This window comes from Pseudoalteromonas sp. GB43 (assembly GCF_054923805.1).
Genome location: NZ_JBPCHJ010000001.1, coordinates 3292588 through 3313225, shown reverse-complemented (window position 1 = coordinate 3313225; position 20638 = coordinate 3292588). Strand labels below are relative to the sequence as shown.

20 protein-coding genes and 2 pseudogenes are annotated in these 20638 nt (G+C 41.7%); 9 read left to right on the top strand and 13 right to left on the bottom strand.

The annotated features are described in order from the left end of the window. Positions 1–138: 138 nt before the first annotated feature. The 4 genes from ACRWSG_RS15795 to ACRWSG_RS15780 form a co-directional block, all read right to left on the bottom strand. On the bottom strand, positions 139–2370 hold the full coding sequence (locus ACRWSG_RS15795; protein WP_462166686.1) for an NAD(P)-binding protein: 2232 nt from the start codon (positions 2368–2370) through the stop codon (positions 139–141). A gap of 2 nt (positions 2371–2372) precedes the next feature. Then, on the bottom strand, positions 2373–3320 hold the full coding sequence (locus ACRWSG_RS15790; RefSeq protein ID WP_138602324.1) for an acetoacetate decarboxylase: 948 nt from the start codon (positions 3318–3320) through the stop codon (positions 2373–2375). A gap of 45 nt (positions 3321–3365) precedes the next feature. Continuing rightward, the gene (locus ACRWSG_RS15785) at positions 3366–3941 is read right to left on the bottom strand and encodes an alpha/beta hydrolase family protein (protein ID WP_462166685.1); all 576 of its coding nucleotides are present in this window, start codon (positions 3939–3941) and stop codon (positions 3366–3368) included. Positions 3942–4385: 444 nt separating this feature from the next. Then, complete coding sequence (locus tag ACRWSG_RS15780; protein WP_171043800.1) at positions 4386–4532, bottom strand: hypothetical protein; 147 nt, start codon at positions 4530–4532, stop codon at positions 4386–4388. Between the two features lie 53 nt (positions 4533–4585). Here ACRWSG_RS15780 and ACRWSG_RS15775 point away from each other — a divergent pair, with 53 nt between their 5' ends. Continuing rightward, entirely contained in the window at positions 4586–5449 is an 864-nt protein-coding gene (locus tag ACRWSG_RS15775; RefSeq protein WP_462166683.1) for a TIGR02285 family protein, read from the top strand. 61 nt (positions 5450–5510) lie between these two features. Here ACRWSG_RS15775 and ACRWSG_RS15770 read toward each other — a convergent pair whose 3' ends face one another. From ACRWSG_RS15770 to ACRWSG_RS15760, 3 genes are all read right to left on the bottom strand, one after another. Beyond that, the gene (locus ACRWSG_RS15770; protein ID WP_462166682.1) at positions 5511–6089 is read right to left on the bottom strand and encodes a YceI family protein; all 579 of its coding nucleotides are present in this window, start codon (positions 6087–6089) and stop codon (positions 5511–5513) included. A gap of 1 nt (position 6090) precedes the next feature. Then, on the bottom strand, positions 6091–6645 hold the full coding sequence (locus ACRWSG_RS15765; RefSeq protein ID WP_462166681.1) for a cytochrome b: 555 nt from the start codon (positions 6643–6645) through the stop codon (positions 6091–6093). A 234-nt stretch (positions 6646–6879) separates the two neighbouring features. After that, positions 6880–7131 (bottom strand): LexA family protein, encoded by a 252-nt coding sequence (locus tag ACRWSG_RS15760; protein ID WP_138602336.1) that lies wholly within the window; start codon positions 7129–7131, stop codon positions 6880–6882. 59 nt (positions 7132–7190) lie between these two features. On the opposite strand from ACRWSG_RS15760, the gene ACRWSG_RS15755 reads away from it, so the two are divergent. Then, positions 7191–8306, top strand: coding sequence for an IS630 family transposase (locus tag ACRWSG_RS15755; protein WP_462166680.1), 1116 nt, complete (start codon positions 7191–7193; stop codon positions 8304–8306). 136 nt (positions 8307–8442) lie between these two features. Here the strand turns inward: ACRWSG_RS15755 and ACRWSG_RS15750 are convergent, their stop codons facing one another. The 4 genes and pseudogenes from ACRWSG_RS15750 to rnm form a co-directional block, all read right to left on the bottom strand. Then, positions 8443–9294, bottom strand: coding sequence for a GNAT family N-acetyltransferase (locus ACRWSG_RS15750; protein WP_462166678.1), 852 nt, complete (start codon positions 9292–9294; stop codon positions 8443–8445). A 74-nt stretch (positions 9295–9368) separates the two neighbouring features. Continuing rightward, positions 9369–10207: pseudogene (locus ACRWSG_RS15745) on the bottom strand (segregation and condensation protein A). Between the two features lie 8 nt (positions 10208–10215). Next, a complete protein-coding gene (locus ACRWSG_RS15740) occupies positions 10216–10836 on the bottom strand; it encodes an L-threonylcarbamoyladenylate synthase (protein ID WP_130166260.1) in 621 nt (206 codons plus the stop codon). 9 nt (positions 10837–10845) lie between these two features. After that, entirely contained in the window at positions 10846–11685 is an 840-nt protein-coding gene (gene rnm, locus ACRWSG_RS15735; protein WP_130166259.1) for an RNase RNM, read from the bottom strand. A 523-nt stretch (positions 11686–12208) separates the two neighbouring features. On the opposite strand from rnm, the gene ACRWSG_RS15730 reads away from it, so the two are divergent. Genes ACRWSG_RS15730 through trpA form a run of 6 tightly spaced genes read left to right on the top strand, consistent with a single transcriptional unit; the run spans position 12209 to position 18769 of the window. Next, positions 12209–13777, top strand: a complete 1569-nt coding sequence (locus ACRWSG_RS15730; protein ID WP_055021151.1) for an anthranilate synthase component 1 — start codon at positions 12209–12211, stop codon at positions 13775–13777. Beyond that, positions 13777–14382 (top strand): aminodeoxychorismate/anthranilate synthase component II, encoded by a 606-nt coding sequence (locus ACRWSG_RS15725; protein ID WP_054552918.1) that lies wholly within the window; start codon positions 13777–13779, stop codon positions 14380–14382. The genes ACRWSG_RS15730 and ACRWSG_RS15725 overlap by 1 nt, the downstream gene beginning before the upstream one ends. Before the next feature lie 9 nt (positions 14383–14391). Beyond that, the gene (gene trpD / locus ACRWSG_RS15720; RefSeq protein ID WP_138619901.1) at positions 14392–15411 is read left to right on the top strand and encodes an anthranilate phosphoribosyltransferase; all 1020 of its coding nucleotides are present in this window, start codon (positions 14392–14394) and stop codon (positions 15409–15411) included. Next, positions 15404–16768 carry a bifunctional indole-3-glycerol-phosphate synthase TrpC/phosphoribosylanthranilate isomerase TrpF gene (trpCF, locus tag ACRWSG_RS15715; RefSeq protein ID WP_462166677.1) on the top strand — a complete coding sequence of 455 codons (1365 nt, stop codon included), beginning with the start codon at positions 15404–15406 and terminating at the stop codon, positions 16766–16768. Before trpD ends, trpCF begins: the two co-directional genes overlap by 8 nt. 7 nt (positions 16769–16775) lie before the next feature. Beyond that, positions 16776–17960, top strand: coding sequence for a tryptophan synthase subunit beta (gene trpB, locus ACRWSG_RS15710; RefSeq protein ID WP_138619900.1), 1185 nt, complete (start codon positions 16776–16778; stop codon positions 17958–17960). Next, positions 17957–18769 (top strand): tryptophan synthase subunit alpha, encoded by an 813-nt coding sequence (gene trpA / locus ACRWSG_RS15705; RefSeq protein WP_058584766.1) that lies wholly within the window; start codon positions 17957–17959, stop codon positions 18767–18769. Before trpB ends, trpA begins: the two co-directional genes overlap by 4 nt. Before the next feature lie 60 nt (positions 18770–18829). Here the strand turns inward: trpA and ACRWSG_RS15700 are convergent. Together ACRWSG_RS15700 and ACRWSG_RS15695 are read right to left on the bottom strand one after the other, a co-directional pair. Continuing rightward, positions 18830–19401 (bottom strand): annotated as a pseudogene (locus ACRWSG_RS15700) (type 1 glutamine amidotransferase domain-containing protein). 137 nt (positions 19402–19538) lie between these two features. Further along, positions 19539–19808 carry an HU family DNA-binding protein gene (locus ACRWSG_RS15695; protein WP_054561225.1) on the bottom strand — a complete coding sequence of 90 codons (270 nt, stop codon included), beginning with the start codon at positions 19806–19808 and terminating at the stop codon, positions 19539–19541. 194 nt (positions 19809–20002) lie between these two features. On the opposite strand from ACRWSG_RS15695, the gene ACRWSG_RS15690 reads away from it, so the two are divergent. Beyond that, positions 20003–20590, top strand: coding sequence for an inner membrane-spanning protein YciB (locus ACRWSG_RS15690; protein ID WP_054552912.1), 588 nt, complete (start codon positions 20003–20005; stop codon positions 20588–20590). Positions 20591–20638 lie beyond the last annotated feature (48 nt).

Here is a 20638-nt window from a genome sequence, read left to right as displayed (position 1 = left end):
TTTTAGACCTTAAAAGAGGGAAACTTGTTAAATTGTTGTAATTTAGTGGTAAGTATAGACCAAACAATAGATTAAAGTCGCATATAAATCATGAAAATTCATGACTTATACGCATACTTATTTATAACTTTGCTCACCCTAACTTTTTTCGAATGCATGCTCTCCGCTAATTTCGCTTGGCCAACCACATATTGCCCGCGCTGTTTGCATACCGGCCATTACAGCAGCCTCAACACAGCCAGCATTAACACCGGTTTTTATCCAATCGCCAGTGATGCGCAAATTGACAAACTGACTGCCATCAGTAGCTAGGCGGTATTTACTTGTATCAACCACAGATAAGACGTAGCGCTCACTGGGATCAACATTAACGCGCCAGTATTGTTGCTCGAGAGCAGGTAAAATGCTGTGCGGATCACTGTAAAAAACCTGCCAATCAAATTTGTTATCAATATAGGCTTGAGGCCAAAGTGGCCGCATATCTGCACTAAACAAATTATGCATATTTGATTTTACTTCGGCTTTCATTTGCTCTGGGAATTGATAAGCACTGGCAGGTGGATAGTTTTCGCAGCTAAATGCACTGCAAAAATAGGCAATGTTCACGGGCGCATTTTCACTTGGCCAACCTTCTTTATCGAGCAAGTTGCCCATTGCCGCCCAGGTATCAAACGGCTCAACAAAGCCACTTAAAATAGGTCCTTCATGAGCGGCATTGGTTTGCGTAAAGCCAAGTTGTTGGTCGGTTTTATTCAACCATACTTGGCAAGCCTGAGTCGCTACACTTTGTACTTTTGTAGCTTGTTGAGAGAGCGCGTAATCTACAGCTAAAAGTTCAGGGGCCACGTGTTCAAGTGAGGCAACCGATACACCTAAAATAAGTGTGTCAAAATCAATACCATGGCGAAGTGTCACTGTTGGCAATGGGGTACCAAAGTGCTCTTGATACACCTCAGGCCAATTACTCCAAAATGACTCTAAATTGATTTGATATTCTTGTATTAAGTGCGCTTGTTCAGAGCTGATTTGCTCATACAGAGGCTCACTTGGCCAGCATGGTAGCTGCTTAACATCGATGAGCGGATCATAGTCTTGGCCAACTAAACTCACCTGTTGACAAAGCTCAATTTCACTTACCAGCTGTTCACCTTGGTTAGTTTGCCCTGCAGCTAAGTTAGTTAACTGATGAAAAAACTTAAACTTAACGCCGCGCTGCTTTAAAAGTTCATAAATTGGCCCAAAAATGACATCGCCCATCCCAGCTTGCATTTTCCACATCACGCCGCCTTTATAGCAAAGACCTATACGTAACATGGCAAGGGCGGCAACGCCTGCTTCAACATTGGGTTTATTAAAGTCACCTTTAGGGTATGCGAACACCAAATCATAAAAGCCACGCACTGGCGCAGAATCGACACTGTAAGTTTTGTTAGCACCATTTTTTTCGAGCCACTGACGAAAGTCGTAGCAATTAATGACACCAAAACCGTCGCGATATACTTTGTCTTTAATCAACCCGGTGAGCATTGCAATCGCAAGATCGGCACAAATATAAAGTCTGCGCAGCTCTGGGTTGTCATCGAGCAAATCAATAACTTGGTCTTTAAACCAACGTTTTAACTTTCTGACGATATACCAAATCACCAGTCGATCGGCCTGTTTATCTGTATGAGTGGCCTGCTTTTCGGTGAACTGCAGCAAATGAGTTATCAATGTTCGTGGGTTCGAGGCAATTTCAGTTGCGCCTGCTTCAATATCATCAATAAACTGCTTTGCGCCATTTAAATGGGTATCAATGTCTGCTTTGATTTCTTGGTACATGTGGTTGAGTAACGATTGATCCCGTGACTTTTTTGTCACTAAAGTGGTTTTAGCATCTTGCTGCTGACAAACATGCTCAATGCCTTCGGTCCATTTTTTTAGCCATGCTAATGTCATGGTGACAAAGTCCCACACTGTTATATCTAGGCTGCCATCAGCGGGGTTCCCTTCAACGGTAGGAAAATCTATCGGCCAAGTTTGCCATTCGTTATCAATAAACTCTTGTAAAGCAATAAAACTGTGTGGTTTTAATGCCTGCTGCCAAGTAGCCAATGAACAACTAGCTGGTCGATTGAGTGCGTTATACACCCCTTCTAAGGTGCGAAAGCTATTTACGTAGGCACCAAACCAAACATGTAAACCATGTTCTTCAATTCGCTGTCCAAAATGGGCGTTTCGGCCACTCGCCCCTTTACCACCAAGGCGCCACCCCTGTTGATAAATGGTAATCTCGCGCTGGCTTTGCCAATTAGCTTGCTCGGTTAAATACACTGCCGCGGTCATCGCTGCAACACCGCCACCGACAATGGTAATTTTTTCTTTTTCCATGGTTACCCCTGTACCGGTAACAGTTGTGTTGCGCCAAGCTGGTCAAAGTCCATATTGACGTAAAAGGGTAAATGAACCGCTTGTTTGCCAAGTGCAATGCCAAACATGTCATTCAGAGGAAAGCTCGCAAGGGCTTTTACATCCAAACTAAAATCATTGTGTAAAAGTTTTAATTGGTGAATTTTTTTGATTAACGATGGTGAGTGAACCACGCTTTGATAAACGGCTTTATTTCCTTGACCATCGGGAAATTGTTTAAACAAAATCTGATCCATCTGCGGATGAATAAACCCGTCTAATAATTGTTTAAGAAGTGATAAATCAATGCCTTGAATTTGCGCATCAAATAAATCTGTCACGTGTTTAGAAAAATGCGATAAGTTATCGAGTAGGTTTTCCTTGGTGCTTGCCTGCGTTTGCTCAATGGTTAATAGCTCATGCATCGCTAATTTAGAGTCTGGGTTAAACACATCAAAACATTCTAAAGAAATGCTAAAGGCGCCCGCATCACTCACAGTCGCAGGCATTTGATATTCACAGAGGTATTTATTATAACCCCAGGCTTCTCGGCCATTAATTAAAGCATAAATGTTATTGACGCTAATAAATGCCGGATACCAATATAAATGACTAATGTCACCACCTTGCATTTTTGCGACTGGGAGCCAAATAATAATATCGGTTTCTTGCATCCAGCCATGATCTGAAAAAGGTGGCGTTAACGAAGAGATTTTTTCGATATCAGTGAAGGTAAGTAAACACGTGCTCCCTAACACATTAAACGAGGTTGATTCGGTTGCTAGTAAATTTAAAGTTGCATCAACATACTGCTGCATTTTTTGCTCACACCCTGCAACAAAAAATCCGTACATTTGCGCATTGATCATTCGACAAGGTGGTTTAGCAACCGGGTTAGATAAGAAATGGCTGTAATTTTCTTGGTCCGTCATAGTTATTACTTATATTATTGTTTAGTAGTGACTATAGACTAGTTTTTAATGGTTGGTGGTAACTTCTAGATGACAACTTTCTTTTAACAGTTGTTCTGTAAATTGCTGATAGCCAAACTGATTAAAATTTTCAGATAACGGATTCATAAAACCATGACCAAAGTCGGCTATTTCACAGCTCACCTTTGCTTTGCTTTTTAATGAAGCAACCACAGGCTTAATATCAAAATGCTCTTCACTGTGAGGAAAAAAAAATCGACAAGGGACGTTAGCCTCAAGCTCAAGATGATATCTGACTTGGGATGGATAAAAGGCAATAATTTTTTTAATGAATGAATTTTTTAACTCTGCTTGAGCTCGCCAAACGGCAGCAGCGCCTGCACTAAATGCAATAATCGTGGTTGGCTGACGAATAGCAGCCATTTTTAAATGTACTTTTTCAAAATAACTATCATGGCCGCATTGTGTTAAGAAATGCTGGTATTGAAACTGCTCATTTATAGGGAGCTGAATTTCTCCTTGGTAAGGGTCGCAAAGACTCACCTTACCGCGAAGCTGCTGGGCAAGCAGCGATAAATGCGCTGTTTTACCAAATATATCTGACACCAAAAGGTAATTCATATGCATACTTCTTATTGTTATTTTGTGCCTAATCACAATACGCCCGTTTCTATTAAACATCCAGAAATTATTTATGATGTTTAAAAAATAAACCTTGCGCTTAGTTAATTCTTACAGTACTCTACTTGTCTGGTTTTTAGAAACCACGCGGTTAACCCCTTACCTTGATCCAGTAATTCCCGCATATTCGTATAAATACTTGCAACTCGTTTGCTAAATGACATTTTGATGAATTTTCAAATCATCACCAAACTGTCACAAACTTAGTCAACACTGTTAGCAAGACAACAAATGTCGGTCTGTATTTTTAAATGCCTATTAAAGCTCTACAGACACAGACAAAAGAAAGAGTGAGTTTTATTATGTCATATAAATACAACGGATCTTTGATCCAGATCGCACACCCAGTGCAATCAATCTCGGTAAATAAACAGCGTGTAATTTTTAGTGACACGCAAGGCTTAAAAAACGCCATCTTCCAAAAGGCCAGTGATGCACGCCAATTTGTGAAGTGGCTAAAAGCCAACTAAACCCTACCGATAAACGCCAGCCAATACGCTGGCGTTTTAGTTTTTCATCACCAGCCTGCATATAGCTAAATTCCTGCTACACTTATATTTTAAGCCCACAAATAGGTAGTAAAAATGCGTTTTACGTGCTCTATTTTACTATTATTTTTCTGCCTGCCAGTTGCTGCAACCAAGCAACCGAAGTCCATTGAGTGGATCATGGTTGATTTTGCTCCCTACTACATCATGAATGACAAGTACGAAGGCACAGGTCGTGACGAAAGTGTGATCAAATTACTAGAGCAATTTCTGCCAGAGGTTTCATTTAAACGCACCCTATTGCCAGCCAGTCGCGCCGTGCATGAACTATCAAACCCACACAACAATTACTGTATGCTGTCGTTATATCAAAGCGAGCACCGTAAGCAGCATATTCAGTTTACAGAGCACACTTCAACAGTGGGTTTATCACCCTCCATTGCCATACGTAAAGAGTTAGCCACAAAACTTAAGTTAGACGTGACAAAACCCGTGTCTTTAAAGTCGTTATTAAACGAAAAACACTTGGCATTAGGGGTATCAATGAGCCGCTCGTTTGGCGCCGATATAGATAGCGTGATTAACGAAAGCCATGACGCTAATATTATCTCACGCCCCGGCAGAGATACACTCGCAAGCTTAACTTATATGCTGCATAAGAAGCGCATTGATATATTACTTGGCTACCCTAGCGAACATTACTATTTGGCGCACTCAATGGGCTTTAAAGATGAATTGACCCAACTGACACTCACCGAAGCACCGGCATTAAGCGTTGGTTATATAGGTTGTACAAATAACAAACAAGGCAAAGAAACGGTAAAACTACTAGATGAAACCCTTGAAAAAATAGCTCACACAAACGCTTTTCATGATGTTTTAGTTCGCTGGCTACCTGATAATTTACAGCCCATTTTAGAAAAAAGGTTAAAAGATAGAAACGAAAGTGCCGCTCATTGAGCGGCACTTTTAATATCCTAATCCACATAGTTATGCGAATTGGCAGTCGTATTAATGGTGCTTACTTACGCACACCTTCAATGAATAAACCGATATCAACATGGGTTGAAGCATAATCTAGATTGTAGTCGATACCATAGTCAGCTAGTTTAAGGCTTGTTTCACCTTCAAAACCAACACGGTATCCACCCCATGGATCTTTACCTTCACCAATTTTATCAATTTCAAAAGTAATGGTTTTAGTCACACCATTTAAGGTGAATTCACCTGTTACATCTGCTTCATCACCGTCTTCATCAAACTTGATTGAGGTGCTTTTGAATGTTGCCGTTGGGTATTTATCAACATTTAAGAAGTCTTTTCCGCGTAAGTGCTTGTCACGCTCAGCATGGTTTGAGTCGATGCTTTTAGTATCTATCGTTACATTGATTTTAGATGCATTAGGCGCTTTATCGTCATAACTAAAATCACCTGAAAAAGTATTAAAATGACCATGTAACCAGCTGTAACCTAAATGCTTAATTTTAAAAGTTACAAATGCGTGCGCACCATCTGTATCAATAACATAGTCAGCTGCATTTGCGTTAGCTGTTGAGAAAAGTGCAGCACTTAGTGCTGTGCCTAATAGTAATTTTTTCATATTAATCATCCTTCAATGGTTTGATCATTCTAATTAAGGTTTTATCTTTATCGATAAAATGATGTTTTAGTGCCCCTAAAGCATGTAAAACAACCACAGCTATTAGCCCATACGCGGCATAAAAGTGAATTTTACCTGCAATATCTTCTTGGTTCGCGACCGACTCTGGTAATGCCGGCACAGCAAATAAATTAAATACTTCAATTGCACGGCCATCAGCCGTAGAAATTAAATAGCCAGATGTCACAATGACGATTAAAGCTAAATAAATTAGTTTATGAACTGAGTGAGCAACTAGATTCATTGCTTTTGAGCTACCTGCAACAGGCTCAGGCTGAGTACCTAACAAACGCCAACCAAATCGAAACAGCAATAATGCTGCTAAGGTAATACCAACGCTTTTATGCAAGTCCAAAGAGCCTTTGTACCAAGCGTCGTAATAGGTTAGCTCAACCATATATACGCCTAAGCCAAACAAACCAAACACCCCAAGTACCATTAACCAGTGCACTAAGATGGCCACCCAGCCATAACTTGACTTTGAATTCTTTAACATACTCATTTCCCATGAGAATCGTGAAACTAGATACAGCTTAGCTTAGGATTTATATAATGAAAATAGCGTAAAACGAACAGCTTCTGTGCGTATATGCACACCCAGGCAAAGGAGAAAGGTGAAAGTAGTAAGGGGAAAGTGGAAAGGAAAAAGACAGAAGGTGCTAGGTGCTAGGTGCTAGGTGCTAGGTGCTAGGTGCTAGTACCCTTTCACATATATTTTGATCAGTTGCCCTTACTTAAATTCAGGTAACTGATCTTTTCCAATCAATAATTCAATACTCCTGCTTTTTCCAGTAACTGATGTTATAAATTTCTTCTTCTTAAGAACTGAAATCATTGAATGAACACTTGAAGATGCGGTTCCAAAGTAGCGCTCAAAATCACTTTCAGCAGGCGCAATCCCATTCACTTTTGTGTAGTAATAAATAAATGCTAAATACTGACCTTGCTTTGCTGTAAACCGTGGCGACTCTTCTTTATTCATAATGAACTTTTACCCTAATCAACGATCCTTTAACTCATATAAACTTACTTAATATTGTTATGAACCGAAAGTATATTGTTGAATTATCAGAAGAAGAAAAACAAGAATTAGTAGACTATTGCAAAAAAGGCATGGTCAATGTTCGAAAGTACAAGCGGGCTGCTATTTTGTTAAAAGCTGACTGTTGTAGATATACAACAGAGCAAATATGTGAAGCTGTTCAAGTGAGTTCTTCAACCGTATTTCGAGTCAAACGCCAGTTCGTTGAAGAGAATCTAGCGGCAGCTATGAATGAAGGTGCACGAAGTGGTGCTATGAGAAAAACCTCTGCGAAAGATGAAGCAACGTTAATCGCCACAGCTTGCACTAAGCCACCAACAGGTCACGCTAGATGGACATTATCTTTACTTGGAGAGCGATTAGTTACGTTAACCGATTTAGATAGTATCTCGTATGAAACAATACGGAGGCGCCTTAAAGAGAATGCACTAAAACCATGGCAAAAAAAGATGTGGTGTGTGGCGACAATGGATGCTGAATATATAGCGCGGATGGAACATGTGCTCGAGTTGTATGCTGAGCCAGCAGACGAGTTAAACCCTATAATTAACTTTGATGAGGCGATGAAACAACTTGTAGATGATACTCGACCGGCACAACCAATGAAGCCGGGGCAGACTAAGCGGTTAGATTATGAATATAAACGTGTAGGTGTGACCAACTTATTTGTATTCTTCGATCGCCATCGAGGGTGGCGGCATGTTAAAGCAACAGAAAGAAAGACGAAAATTGACTTTGCTAATTGTATGAGGGATTTAGTTGATCTTCATTATCCACATGCGAACAAAATAAAAGTTGTGTTAGATAACTTATCAACTCATACAGAAGGAGCGTTGTATAAAGCATTTTCTCCACAGGAAGCACGGCGGATTTTAAATAAACTAGAATTACATTACACACCAAAACACGCAAGTTGGTTGAATATGGTCGAGATAGAGATTGGCAATATGAATAAGCAATGTTTAGATAGACGTATAGCAAGTATGGAAGAACTAAAGACAGAACTCGCGGCCTGGGAATGGAGCCGGAATAAAGAAAGAACAAGTATAAACTGGATGTTTAATGTTGAATTAGCTCGTGAAAAACTTCAGAGGGCTTATGGTGCCCTCAACTAGTCAGAACTTGTGTGATGAAGTACTAGGTGCTAGGTGCTAGCAATATTATGAATACTCGTTGATAAAAGCATCTAATTCTTAACGTGATAAATTTTGAGTTTTACGCACAACCGTTTAATCACTCAACCCAATAAACTCAGCCGATTTCAAAAGAAGTGACGCCAAAAATACGGTTTAATGGTAAGTTCGGACATTCACCGGTATACATTCTGGCGGTTTCAAATGACACTTGCATGTTGTATTTCTGTGCTAAAGCAACAGCAGCTTGATTGATTTCTGGCGTATCAAGGAAAATAGCGTCAGAGGCACCCACTTTAGATTTTAAAGCGAGGAACAAAGATTCAGCCAATTCTGGTGAGTCGGCAAATAGAGGGCCGACTTTAAAGCCGTTCTGGCACTTGCGAATTACGCCGTATCCTGCCAGTTCCCCATTGTTCATTACGCCCAAAGCGTCGCATTGGGGTTGGCTTAACCATGCTTTGGTAAAGTTTGCTCTATTTACCGGGAAAAAAGCCTGTTCGTATGCGTCAATAATTTCGAATGGCACAGTATTAAGATCAACAATGTCAGCATTTTGCGGTAAATTACCACCGCCTACTCCTGCAAAACGGATATTGCGATAAGCCAGATTAAAACCAGATTTTTTGTAGTTCTCTTGCTGCTCCACCACACCATCAAGGCCAATATTCAACCCTTCAAGGCGCTTTAACGCGGCATTCCAAATTTGCATTCCGTAGCCTTTGCCTCGGTAATCAGGTTTAACAATGTAAAAGCCGATAAAGCCAAATGCATCGTGATAATTAATGGCAGAAATTGTAGCAATAAGTTCATCATCTAGAAAACCGACAAGAAATCCTTCAGGATCAGCAGCAAAATAACACTCTGCATCATTAAGGCCCGGATTCCAGCCTTCTGCTGCAGCCCAATCAATCATGAGTTCGACTTCCTTCTTGGTCATGGTTTTGATTGTAAAATGTTTACTTTGCATCTGCTTTCCTTATATTTTTCAGTCTACTCTGACAGCTAACTTAAAACTTACTGCTTAAAACCATTAACTTCTAGCTATTCGCTTTCTTCCACCAAACCAACATAAATCTGGCTATTGGCATCTACCTGAAAGCAGCTGATCAGGTTTTCTTTCACCAGCTCTAACATGGCGATAAAGCTTACTACAACACCACTTCTGCCCTCTTCTACCGTAAAAAGAGTGCTAAAAGGCAGCTGTGATTGAGCCTCTGAGAGTTTATCTAAGATTAAGCTCATCCGTTCACGGGTTGATAAAGCCTCTGCGGTAATATGATGGTGTTCAAATGTTTTAGCTCGGCAATTATAACGTCGCTTAGCGCAACTAACAAGTCTTTCATGTCAACGTCAGGTAACAGTACCTCACGCTCACTGAATTCTGGCACCAGTGCTTCGGCAACAAAAATATCACGGCCTTCGCGAGGGATCTCATCAAGATTTTCGGCGGCTTTTTTAAATTGTTCGTATTCTTGTAAACGTCTGACAAGCTCAGCTCGCGGGTCTTCTTCCTCTTCAAGCTCTTCATGTTTTGGTAATAATAATCGTGATTTAATTTGTGCTAATAGCGCCGCCATCACAAGGTATTCACCTGCCAGCTCAAGCTGAAACTCGCTCATCATTTCAACATAACTCACGTATTGCTCAGTAATACTAAAAATAGAGAGCTCTAGCACATCGAGTTTATGTTTTTTGATTAAGTACAGAAGTAAATCGAGAGGACCTTCAAAGGTTTCTAAAATGATCTCTAGCGCATCGGGGGGAATATATAAATCTTCAGGTTTATCAACCACCGCTTTACCATGCAAAAAAGCCAGTGGCAGCTTTTGCTGTACTGGCTCTTGTAAATTATCTGGCGCGTCAAGCTCTGGGCTAGTCAATGAAGTCTCTACTCAAATGGTTTAGTATCACCACAACCCACACGTAAGATTTCGATATCATCATCCGACAAGTCAATTACTGTGGTTGCCTGTTCAGGAAGATAACCACCATGAATAATTAAATCAACTTGCTTTTCAATGCGATCGCGAATTTCATCAGGATCTGCCTCGGTATATTGCTCACCCGGTAAAATTAAAGAGCACGACATTAACGGTTCACCTAATTCAGCCAATAAAGCACAGGTGATTGGGTGTTCGATAACACGAATACCAATGGTTTTTTTCTTTTCGTTTAATAAACGCTTTGGTACTTCTTTAGTGCCTTTAAAGATGAACGTATAAGGCCCTGGAGTATTATTTTTAATCAATCTGAATAACTGATTATCAACGCGAGCATAGGTAGATAGCTCAGATAAGTCGCGGCAGACCAAAGTAAAGTTATGGTGTTTTTCAATACCACGAATACGTTCAATGCGCTCTTTTGCTTGCTTATTACCAATGCTACAGCCAAGTGCGTAACCCGAATCGGTTGGGTATACAATAACACCGCCCTGCTTAATAATATCAACCGCTTGGCTGATTAAGCGTGGTTGCGGATTATCTGGATGAATATGAAAAAACTGACTCATTACACGCTCCTATTGCCCTTCCCATGCTTGCCAAACCCCTTGGCAATCTTTTGGTAAGTATAAATTTTTACCTAACTCCAACCAACTGGTCGGAAAATGAAAATCTGACCCTTGTGACGCAAGTAAGCCATATTCACGACTCAGTTCACCTAAAAACTGGCGCTCACTGGGTGCTTGCTGTGGTTGTGCAACTTCCATCGCATCGCCACCTGCGTCTTTAAACTCAATAATTAACTTACGTAACCACTTGTTAGACATTTGATAACGCCCAGGATGAGCAAGAACGGCAACCCCACCGGCTTGATGAATGGCAGCAATTGCGGTTTGCATATCACACCAACTACTTGGTACATAGCCTGTTTTTCCTCGCCCTAAGTACTTTTTAAATACCCCAGGAAAGTTTTTAGCAACACCACGCTCAATCAGCGCTCGGGCAAAATGCGCCCGTGTGATTTGGGCGTTTTCGGCAAATGTTTTTGCTTGGTCGTAAATGCCTTCAAAACCATTTTTAGCGAGGCGACGACCTATCTCTAAAGCGCGCTCTTCACGCTTGCCTTGTTGCGCTTGTAATAATGACAACAGTGCGTCATTTTCGTCATCAACATTTAAGCCAACAATATGAATTTCAAAGCTTTCCCATTTTGTTGATACTTCAACGCCAGCAATTAATTTAAGCGGTAAATTATCATCTGCAATGACTTGGCGAGCTGGTTTTATCGCACTTAACGTGTCGTGATCGGTAATTGCAAACACATCTATGTTTTTCTCAACCGCGCGGTGTAACAATTGCTCGACTGATAGCTGACCATCTGAGTATGTGGTGTGGCTATGTAAATCGTATTTTATCAAAGGGAAAGACTGCTTTACGTAAGTTCTTGAATCAATGATGTGAGTATAACAAAAATTTACTGCGAGGGCGTGATTATCTTATGTAGCTGTGTGTTTTACCCTCATAAATGGGCAATTGCGATGGGTAAATGCCGAACTCGTACTAATATGTAAATTAATACTTGACAGTATCCGCTTAGGTACGCTTTACTGTATGCACTTTCGGACACGTTAAATAAGCAATAACAATGAACAAAACAATTCAAATCACAATTTGGTGGTGGCACTCGTAACTAGCGGGTGACGAATTGTCGTGTCTAACGATTTCAAAACCCGCTCAAGTAGCGGGTTTTTTTATATCTAAATTTTAAGGTTTTATAATGAATTACATAGCAACTCTTACACATCATTGGTGGTGGCGCCTGGCTTAGCGGGACGGTAAGGGTCTATCTAATTTATAGGCATCTTTATACGAACCCCGCCAAGCATCGCTTCGCGGGGTTTTGTTTTTTAAAGAGTTTTTGGGAATGAGGGAGAATGAGGTTTGATTTTTAGTCATATAACAACGACACCGGGTGAAGTAACCAGTATCACTCAAGTGCGCGATTACATCAGTAGCCCACTTGCGTTATACAGTTTACTCGATAAGCCTAATTCACTGCTGTTAGAGTCTGCTGAAATTGATTCTAAAGACAGTGTAAAAAGTCTAATTTTGGTTGACTCAGCGCTACGTATTGTTTGCCAAGGCAAACAGGTCACACTCACTGCACAGTCAAATAACGGCAAACAATTACTGCCTTATTTACAAACTCATGTGCAAAACTGCTCTGCAGAGCTTGTAGAAGATACATTAACGTTAACCTACAACGAGGTCGCAAGCGATATTGATGAAGCCAGTAAATTAGTAGCAGATAATGCTTTTAGTGCGCTACGTAGCTGTATTAATAGTATTAAAAGCACCACAGATAACCCATTTTCTGTGTTCTTAGGCGGTGTATTTGCCTACGACATGGTTGCTAATTTCGAAACTCTTTCTGATGTGCCTGACGGCGAAAACAGCTGCCCAGATTATGTTTTCTACCTAGCCGAAACGTTAGTTGTCATCGACCATCAAGCAAAAACAACCGAGCTAATTGGCAACGTATTTAACGGCCCTGAAGTCCATGCAAACTGCTTTGAGGTTGGTCAACAGTTAGAGCGTTTAAATGCCGTATGTGACAATGCACAAAGCTACCAAGGGCAAAAACAAACAGGCTCAAACCCAATTTCTGTTGATGTTAGCGACGAGCAATACTGCGAACATGTCATCAAGTTAAAAAACAACATCGTTGATGGCGATATTTTCCAAGTTGTTCCATCACGTACTTTTTCTCTCGCCTGCCCTGACTCACTTCATGCTTACAGCCAATTAAAACAACAAAACCCAAGCCCATATATGTTTTATATGCGCGATGAAGAGTTTGTGTTATTCGGCGCATCACCCGAGTCAGCCCTCAAATATTGCGCTGAGAGTAAACAAGTTGAGGTATACCCTATTGCCGGCACTCGCCCTCGTGGCAAGTTTGCTAATGGGCAAATTAATCCAGACCTAGACAGCCGCATTGAGCTTGAGCTTCGCAACGACCAAAAAGAACGTGCCGAGCACCTTATGTTAGTTGATTTAGCAAGAAATGATGTAGCCCGTATTAGCGTACCAGGCACACGTCACGCAAAAGAATTATTAAAAGTAGACCGCTACTCACAAGTGATGCATTTAGTTTCACGCGTGGTGGGTACTTTAAAACCTGAACTCGATGCGCTACATGCTTACCAAGCTTGTATGAACATGGGCACCTTAGTGGGTGCACCTAAAGTACGCGCTGCTGAGTTAGTTCGTCAAACCGAACAAAAACGCCGCGGCAGCTATGGAGGTGCAGTAGGTTATTTAACGGGCGATGGCGCCATGGATAGCTGTATTGTTATTCGCTCTGCCTTTGTTAAAAACGGCACGGCCTACGTGCAAGCAGGTGCAGGTGTGGTGTTTGATTCAGATCCACAATCAGAAGCCAATGAAACCCGCGCTAAAGCACAAGCTGTGATCACTGCGATTCAATCGACTTACGAGGCACAATAATGACGACAACATCAGCCTATAAAATCTACTTTTTAGATAACTTTGATTCATTTAGTTATAACTTAGTCGATGAACTTTCTATGTTAGGGTGCCAGTTAGTGGTATACCGTAATAACATCAGTGCACAAAGCATCTTCGACAAAATGTGCCAAGAGACAGTGCCTGTATTATTAGTGCTTTCACCTGGTCCTGGCGCACCATCTGATGCGGGTTGTTTAATGGAGCTCATTGAACTGTGTAAAGGCCGCTTCCCGATGCTGGGTATCTGTTTAGGGCAGCAAGCACTAACACAAAGCTACGGTGGGGTTATTGGTCATGCAGGTGAAACTGTGCATGGCAAGTCATCAATTATTTCGTTGACTGAGCACCCAGTATTCGCGGGTATGGGCGATAAAATGCCGGTTGCTCGTTATCATTCATTAATGGCAACCAAAGTCCCTGATGACGTTGAAGTAATTGCTTGTTATGAAAATATTCCGATGGCAATTTACCATCAACAAGATAATGCCCTTGGCTATCAGTTTCATCCTGAGTCAATTTTAACGCCAAATGGCGCATTGCTATTACAGCAAAGCATTGAATTTTTAACCGCACGCGTGCAGTAGAGGAATAACATGGAAGCAACAACTCAAACCCAGTTAAACCAATTATTAGCAAAGCAAGATTTATCATTTTCGCAAGCAACTGCATTATTTGATGCCATCATGAATGGCCAGCTTAATGATATTGAATTAACGGCTGCACTTATCGCCCTAAAACTAAAAGGCGAAACAAGTGATGAAATCGCCGGTGCGGCGGCATCAATGCGCGCCAATGCAGTGCCATTTCAAACCAGCAAAACCTTACTTGCTGATAGCTGTGGTACCGGTGGCGATGGCTCAAACACAATTAATATTAGTACAACGGCTGCTATTGTTGCTGCCGCTGCGGGCATCAACATGGTCAAACATGGTAATCGCAGTGTGTCGAGTAACTCGGGCTCAGCTGATTTACTTAAAGCCTTGGGTATCAATATCGATATGAGCCCTGAGCAAGCTGCCCATTGTTTAGACAATACCGGCTTTACATTTTTATTTGCACCGCATTATCACAGTGGTGTACGCCATGCGATGGGCGTGCGTACGGCTCTTAAAAGCCGCACAATTTTTAATATCTTAGGTCCACTGGCCAACCCTGCTGCCCCTGAGGTGCAATTGCTTGGTGTTTATGACCCTTCGCTGTGTTTACCAATGGCCGAAACCCTAAAAACCCTTGGCACAAAACGCGCTATGGTGGTTCACGGTGCAGGCACTGACGAAATTGCCTTACACGGAACAACCAAAGTGGTTGAACTTAATAACGGTGAACTGAGTGAATACACGCTAACAGCGAGCGATTTTGGTCTTGCAAACTATTCACTTGAACAACTAGCAGGCCAAGGCCCAGAATATAACGCAAAAGCAAGCTTAGCGATTTTACAAGGTCAAGGTGAAATGGCGCATAACGCAGCCATTATAGCCAACGTTGCCGCTCTTCTTTATTTAACCGATAAAGCAAGTGATTTAAAAGCAGCTGCAGATCAAGTAAGCAATTTATTAGCATCAGGCAAAGCGATGGACACATTGAACGCAATTATTGAGGTAAGTCATGGCTAACGTGTTAGACAAAATTGTTGCCGACAAACGCATTGAATTAGAACAAAGAAAAGCACAGCGCCCACTTGAGTCGTTCATTAGCGAGGTTGTGCCAACCAAGCGAAACTTTGAAGCAGCATTAGCAGCAACCGGTACACAGTTTATTTTAGAATGTAAAAAGGCCTCACCGTCAAAAGGACTTATTCGCGAACCATTTAATTTAGACGAAATTACATCGGTTTATAAAAAGTACGCAACCTGTATGAGCGTACTAACGGATGAAAAATATTTCCAAGGTAGCTATCAGTACCTTGAGTATGTGCGCAGCCAAGTTGAACAGCCGCTTATTTGTAAAGACTTCTTTATTGATGAGTACCAAGTATATTTAGCACGCTTATCTGGTGGTGATGCCATTTTATTAATGCTCTCTGTCCTTGATGACGAGCAATATTTAGCGCTTCACAAGGTGGCTGACTCTTTAAATATGTCGGTACTCACTGAAGTCAGTAATGAGCAAGAAGTAAGCCGTGCTCTTGCACTTAATGCCAGCCTTATCGGTATTAATAACCGCGACCTTCGTGATTTAAGCACTGATCTTGCAACAACAGAGCGTTTACGTCAGCTTATCCCAAATGACAAAGTGGTAATTTCAGAGTCGGGCATTTATACCCATAAAGATGTAAAACGCCTTGCACCATTGTGCGATGGCTTTTTAATTGGCAGCTCATTAATGGCTGAGCGCGACTTAGAAGCCGCATGCCGTAAAGTCATTTTAGGTGAGAACAAAGTGTGCGGTTTAACCCGTTCACAAGATGCGATAGCAGCCTACACCAGTGGTGCTGTGTATGGTGGCTTAATTTTTTATCCTAAGTCACCGCGTTATGTCGATATCGACTGTGCCAAGCAAGTTACGCAAAGTGCCCCGCTCGCGTATGTGGGTGTGTTTGTCAATGCACCTCTAGAACAAGTGGTCGATTATGCACAAAGCTTAAAATTAGCTGCAGTGCAATTACATGGTGACGAGAATAGCGAGTATATTCAAAGTCTCAGAAAGCAATTACCGCTTGGCTGTGAAATTTGGAAAGCCCAAGCCGTTAAAGGCGAATTACCCAAACCGCTTGAAGGGGTTGACCGCCATTTGTACGACACTTACAGCAAAAGCCAAAAAGGCGGCACAGGCGAAGCATTTGATTGGTCTGTGCTAGAAACGGCAACCGTGCCGTTTATGTTAGCCGGGGGTTTAAACCCAGAAAATATTCACGCAGCGCTTTATCGCGGTGCTAATGGTCTTGACCTAAATTCTGGCGTTGAAGCGTCAGCGGGTAAAAAGTGCCAAACAAAATTACAAAATGCGTTTTCGCATATCAGAAATTATTGAGGTTAGAATGCAAAATCCAGCTTATTTCGGTGAATTCGGTGGTATGTTTGTACCACAGCTGCTTGTGCCAGCACTCAAGCAACTAGAAGCAGAGTTTAATAAATCGCAAAACGATCCAGCTTTTCAGGCTGAGTTTGAAAAACTATTAAATGAATACGCAGGCCGCCCTACGCCATTAACACTGACACGTAACTTAGTTAAAAACCCTAAGGTAAAACTGTATTTAAAGCGTGAAGATTTACTCCACGGCGGTGCACACAAAACCAATCAAGTACTTGGTCAAGCACTCCTTACCAAACGCATGGGTAAAAAAGAAGTGATTGCAGAAACAGGTGCCGGCCAACACGGTGTTGCAACAGCCCTAGCCTGTGCCTTACTTGGCTTAAAGTGCCGTATTTACATGGGTGCAAAAGACGTTGAACGTCAACAACCAAATGTATTTCGTATGAAATTAATGGGCGCAGAGGTTATTCCTGTCACAGCGGGCTCTGGCACCTTAAAAGATGCCGTAAACGAAGCCCTGCGTGACTGGTCAGCAAATTACAAAGATGCTCACTATCTACTAGGCACTGCAGCAGGCCCTCACCCATTCCCAACCATGGTGCGAGAGTTCCAAAAAATGATTGGTGAAGAAGCAAAACAACAAGTACTGAAAGCTGAAGGCCGCTTACCGGATGCTGTGCTTGCTTGCGTGGGTGGTGGCTCTAACGCCATTGGTATGTTCACAGACTTTATTGATGAGCCAAGCGTAAAATTAATTGGTGTAGAGCCTGCTGGTAAAGGCTTAGATACCCACCAGCATGGTGCAACCTTATGTAAAGGCACCAAAGGCATTTTACACGGTACCTATACCTACATTATGCAAGATGATGATGGCCAAATTGAAGAGTCTTACTCTGTATCAGCAGGTCTTGATTACCCTGCTGTTGGCCCACAACATGCGCACTTACATGAAACTGGCCGTGCTGAGTACGTAGGTATTACCGATACTGAAGCACTTGAAGCATTCCAACTACTGGCTAAGAACGAGGGGATTATTCCAGCGCTTGAATCAAGCCATGCCCTCGCATATGCCCTTAAATATGCCGAGCAACAAACCGAAGACACCATTTTAGTGGTTAACCTAAGCGGCCGAGGCGATAAAGATTTGGCTCACGTACACAGTGTTTTATCAGAAGGAGGCGCACTATGAGCCAGACTAACCGTTACGGACAACTGTTCGCCACATTAAATGAAACAAACCAAGGTGCTTTTGTACCCTTTGTTACGATTGGCGATCCTAATAAAGCACTGAGTGTAGAAATCATCAAAAGCTTAATTGATGGCGGCGCTGATGCCCTTGAGCTAGGTATTCCATTTTCTGATCCGATTGCTGATGGCCCAGTGATCCAAGCTGCCAACATTCGTGCACTTGATGAAAACATTAATACCCAAGATTGCTTTGATATCATCAAACAAGTGCGCCAGTACAATGCCAATATTCCAATTGGCCTATTATTGTATTCAAATCTTGTGTTTAAGCGTGGCATTGAGAAGTTTTATCAAGATGCTAAAGAAGCCGGTGTCGATTCAATTTTAGTGGCTGACGTGCCGCTACATGAATCAAAGCTATTTCGCCAAACAGCAATGAAAAATGGCATTGACCCAATTTTTATTGCTACACCGAATGCTGATGATGACACTTTACGAGAGTGTGCGTCATATGGCCGTGGTTACACATACCTTCTTTCACGCGCAGGTGTAACAGGCACAGAAACCAAGGCACAAATGCCAGCAGATTCATTAGTTAAAAAACTAAAAGACTACCATGCTGCACCGGCATTACTTGGTTTTGGTGTATCAACACCAGAAGATGTTAAGTCAGCACTCGATTCAGGAGCTGCTGGTGCGATTTCAGGCTCTGCGGTTGTTAAAATCATCGAGGCAAATCTTGATGACCAGGCAGCGATGCTAACTGGTTTAAAAGAGTTTGTAGCCAGTATGAAGGCAGCTACAAAGTAACTTATTGTATTGCTTAAAAAAGGGCCATAAAGGCCCTTTTTTAAGCAATACAATTTATGATTAATGATGGCGATGCTCGCCCTCTTTAATTTCTTCTATGAATTTTCGATTAAAAGCCTCTAAGTCGGCTGGGCTTCGGCTTGTAACTATGCCCTCATCAACACACACCTCTTGATCAACCCAATTAGCTCCTGCATTGATTAAATCAGTTTTAATACTTGGGTATGAGGTCACTTTGCGGTCGCGTAGTTTATTAATTTCGGCTAATAACCATGGTCGTGGCAAATCGCGGCGATGGGCTTGTTTTTACCGGCACTGAAAAAACCATCAACAAAGGCTTTTGCTTCGCTATCTTGACGTAACGTATCTGGGTTAAATAAGCCACCAGGCAGAAGTAACGCGTCATACTCAGCAGAGTCTGCTTCGCTGACTACACGGTCAACACTGACTCGCTCACCCCATTGGTTTTCATCCCATGCGGTGATATCGCCACGCTCAAGTGACACAACTTCGACAAGTGCACCCGCTTCTAATAATGCGCTTCGTGGTGACAATAGCTCGCTTTGCTCAAAACCATTGGTTGCAAGAATAGCAATCTTTTTACCATTCAGTTGGCTATTTAAATTTGACATGTTATCTCCTTATTTAGGTAAACCTAAATGATTAACAGCATACAACATGCCAAACTTAATAGATTGAAAATATTGAATAAATTTTCAGGTGTTCTATTTATGCTCTGTAAATACTACAACAGCTTTGCAAATCCTGCTTATAAACCGTCTTTGAGTGCTTTAGCAGGTTTAAAAACTGGCTTGTTAGCGCCTTCTATTTCAATTTCTTCACCGGTTTGTGGGTTGCGTCCTTTGCGTGCTGGGTAATAACTCAGAGCAAACGTACCAAAGCCATTAATTTGCACTTGATCGCCCTCAGAAAGAGACTTTTCGATAGCATTTAACATGCTGGTTAAGGCAGCTTGAGTGTCTTTTTTTGTTAATTCACTGTGGGCAGCCATTTGCGATACTAACGCGGCTTTATTCATAAAAAGTGCTCCAAAATACGCCGCTTAATCATCTGAGGTTAAGCGGAAAAAGATAAGTTAAAACAACCTAAACGCAGGTTTAGGCCAGATTGGCTCGGGAGGCTAAGCTTTCAGGGCTGCTAAGTCAACCTTGTATCTTGCACGATAACTTGATACAACCCAGTATCTTTTTAAATTAGAGCATTTATAAATTTATGCATGCGATTATTGAATACATCCCGCTGATCCTGTTTTTTGCGGTTTTCAAGTTAGTTGATATTTATTGGGCAACAGCCTTGCTGATGCTAACCACCTTAATTCAAGTTGCTTACTGTTATTTTAAAGATGGTAAAGTGCCAACCCGTCACTGGGTGTTTTTTGCCATTGCAGTTGTACTGGGTACGCTCACCTTAGTGTTCCACGACGAGCAGTTCGTAAAATGGAAAGCCACCATTGTGTATGCCATTTTCAGTGTTACTTTGTTAGTAAGCCGCTATATTCTTGGCAAAAACCTAGTGAAAAAAGCACTTAGCTCGATTTTAGAAAATGCCTCTGAGAGTAAACAAGAAATCAACGTACCTGAAGCGCTCTGGAATAAGCTTAACCTATTTTGGGTTGCGGTGACTGCAGGTATCTCGGCGCTGAATATCTACATTGCCTATAACTTCTCGCTCGATTTTTGGGTTAACTTTAAAGTGTTTGGCTTAATGGGCATTACCTTTGTTTGCGTGTTAGCAACAATCATCACCCTATTCAAATACTTACCAGAAGATGACGAAGAGAAAGATCCAAAGCAATCTTAATGTCATAAATCTGTCGTCTTAGCTTGTTAGCGTAAGCAAAAAACACGC

Excerpts from the sequence above, each read along its gene's own strand:
- ACRWSG_RS15755 (WP_462166680.1), top strand. The coding sequence starts at position 7,191 with ATGAACCGAAAGTATATTGTTGAATTATCAGAAGAAGAAAAACAAGAA.
- ACRWSG_RS15690 (WP_054552912.1), top strand. The coding sequence starts at position 20,003 with ATGCATGCGATTATTGAATACATCCCGCTGATCCTGTTTTTTGCGGTT.
- trpCF (WP_462166677.1), top strand. The coding sequence starts at position 15,404 with ATGGCTAACGTGTTAGACAAAATTGTTGCCGACAAACGCATTGAATTA.
- ACRWSG_RS15760 (WP_138602336.1), bottom strand. The coding sequence starts at position 7,131 with ATGAATAAAGAAGAGTCGCCACGGTTTACAGCAAAGCAAGGTCAGTAT.
- ACRWSG_RS15780 (WP_171043800.1), bottom strand. The coding sequence starts at position 4,532 with ATGCAGGCTGGTGATGAAAAACTAAAACGCCAGCGTATTGGCTGGCGT.
- ACRWSG_RS15795 (WP_462166686.1), bottom strand. The coding sequence starts at position 2,370 with ATGGAAAAAGAAAAAATTACCATTGTCGGTGGCGGTGTTGCAGCGATG.
- ACRWSG_RS15750 (WP_462166678.1), bottom strand. The coding sequence starts at position 9,294 with ATGCAAAGTAAACATTTTACAATCAAAACCATGACCAAGAAGGAAGTC.
- trpD (WP_138619901.1), top strand. The coding sequence starts at position 14,392 with ATGGAAGCAACAACTCAAACCCAGTTAAACCAATTATTAGCAAAGCAA.
- ACRWSG_RS15770 (WP_462166682.1), bottom strand. The coding sequence starts at position 6,089 with ATGAAAAAATTACTATTAGGCACAGCACTAAGTGCTGCACTTTTCTCA.
- ACRWSG_RS15725 (WP_054552918.1), top strand. The coding sequence starts at position 13,777 with ATGACGACAACATCAGCCTATAAAATCTACTTTTTAGATAACTTTGAT.
- trpB (WP_138619900.1), top strand. The coding sequence starts at position 16,776 with ATGCAAAATCCAGCTTATTTCGGTGAATTCGGTGGTATGTTTGTACCA.
- ACRWSG_RS15775 (WP_462166683.1), top strand. The coding sequence starts at position 4,586 with ATGCGTTTTACGTGCTCTATTTTACTATTATTTTTCTGCCTGCCAGTT.
- ACRWSG_RS15790 (WP_138602324.1), bottom strand. The coding sequence starts at position 3,320 with ATGACGGACCAAGAAAATTACAGCCATTTCTTATCTAACCCGGTTGCT.
- ACRWSG_RS15765 (WP_462166681.1), bottom strand. The coding sequence starts at position 6,645 with ATGTTAAAGAATTCAAAGTCAAGTTATGGCTGGGTGGCCATCTTAGTG.
- ACRWSG_RS15695 (WP_054561225.1), bottom strand. The coding sequence starts at position 19,808 with ATGAATAAAGCCGCGTTAGTATCGCAAATGGCTGCCCACAGTGAATTA.
- ACRWSG_RS15785 (WP_462166685.1), bottom strand. The coding sequence starts at position 3,941 with ATGAATTACCTTTTGGTGTCAGATATATTTGGTAAAACAGCGCATTTA.
- ACRWSG_RS15740 (WP_130166260.1), bottom strand. The coding sequence starts at position 10,836 with ATGAGTCAGTTTTTTCATATTCATCCAGATAATCCGCAACCACGCTTA.
- trpA (WP_058584766.1), top strand. The coding sequence starts at position 17,957 with ATGAGCCAGACTAACCGTTACGGACAACTGTTCGCCACATTAAATGAA.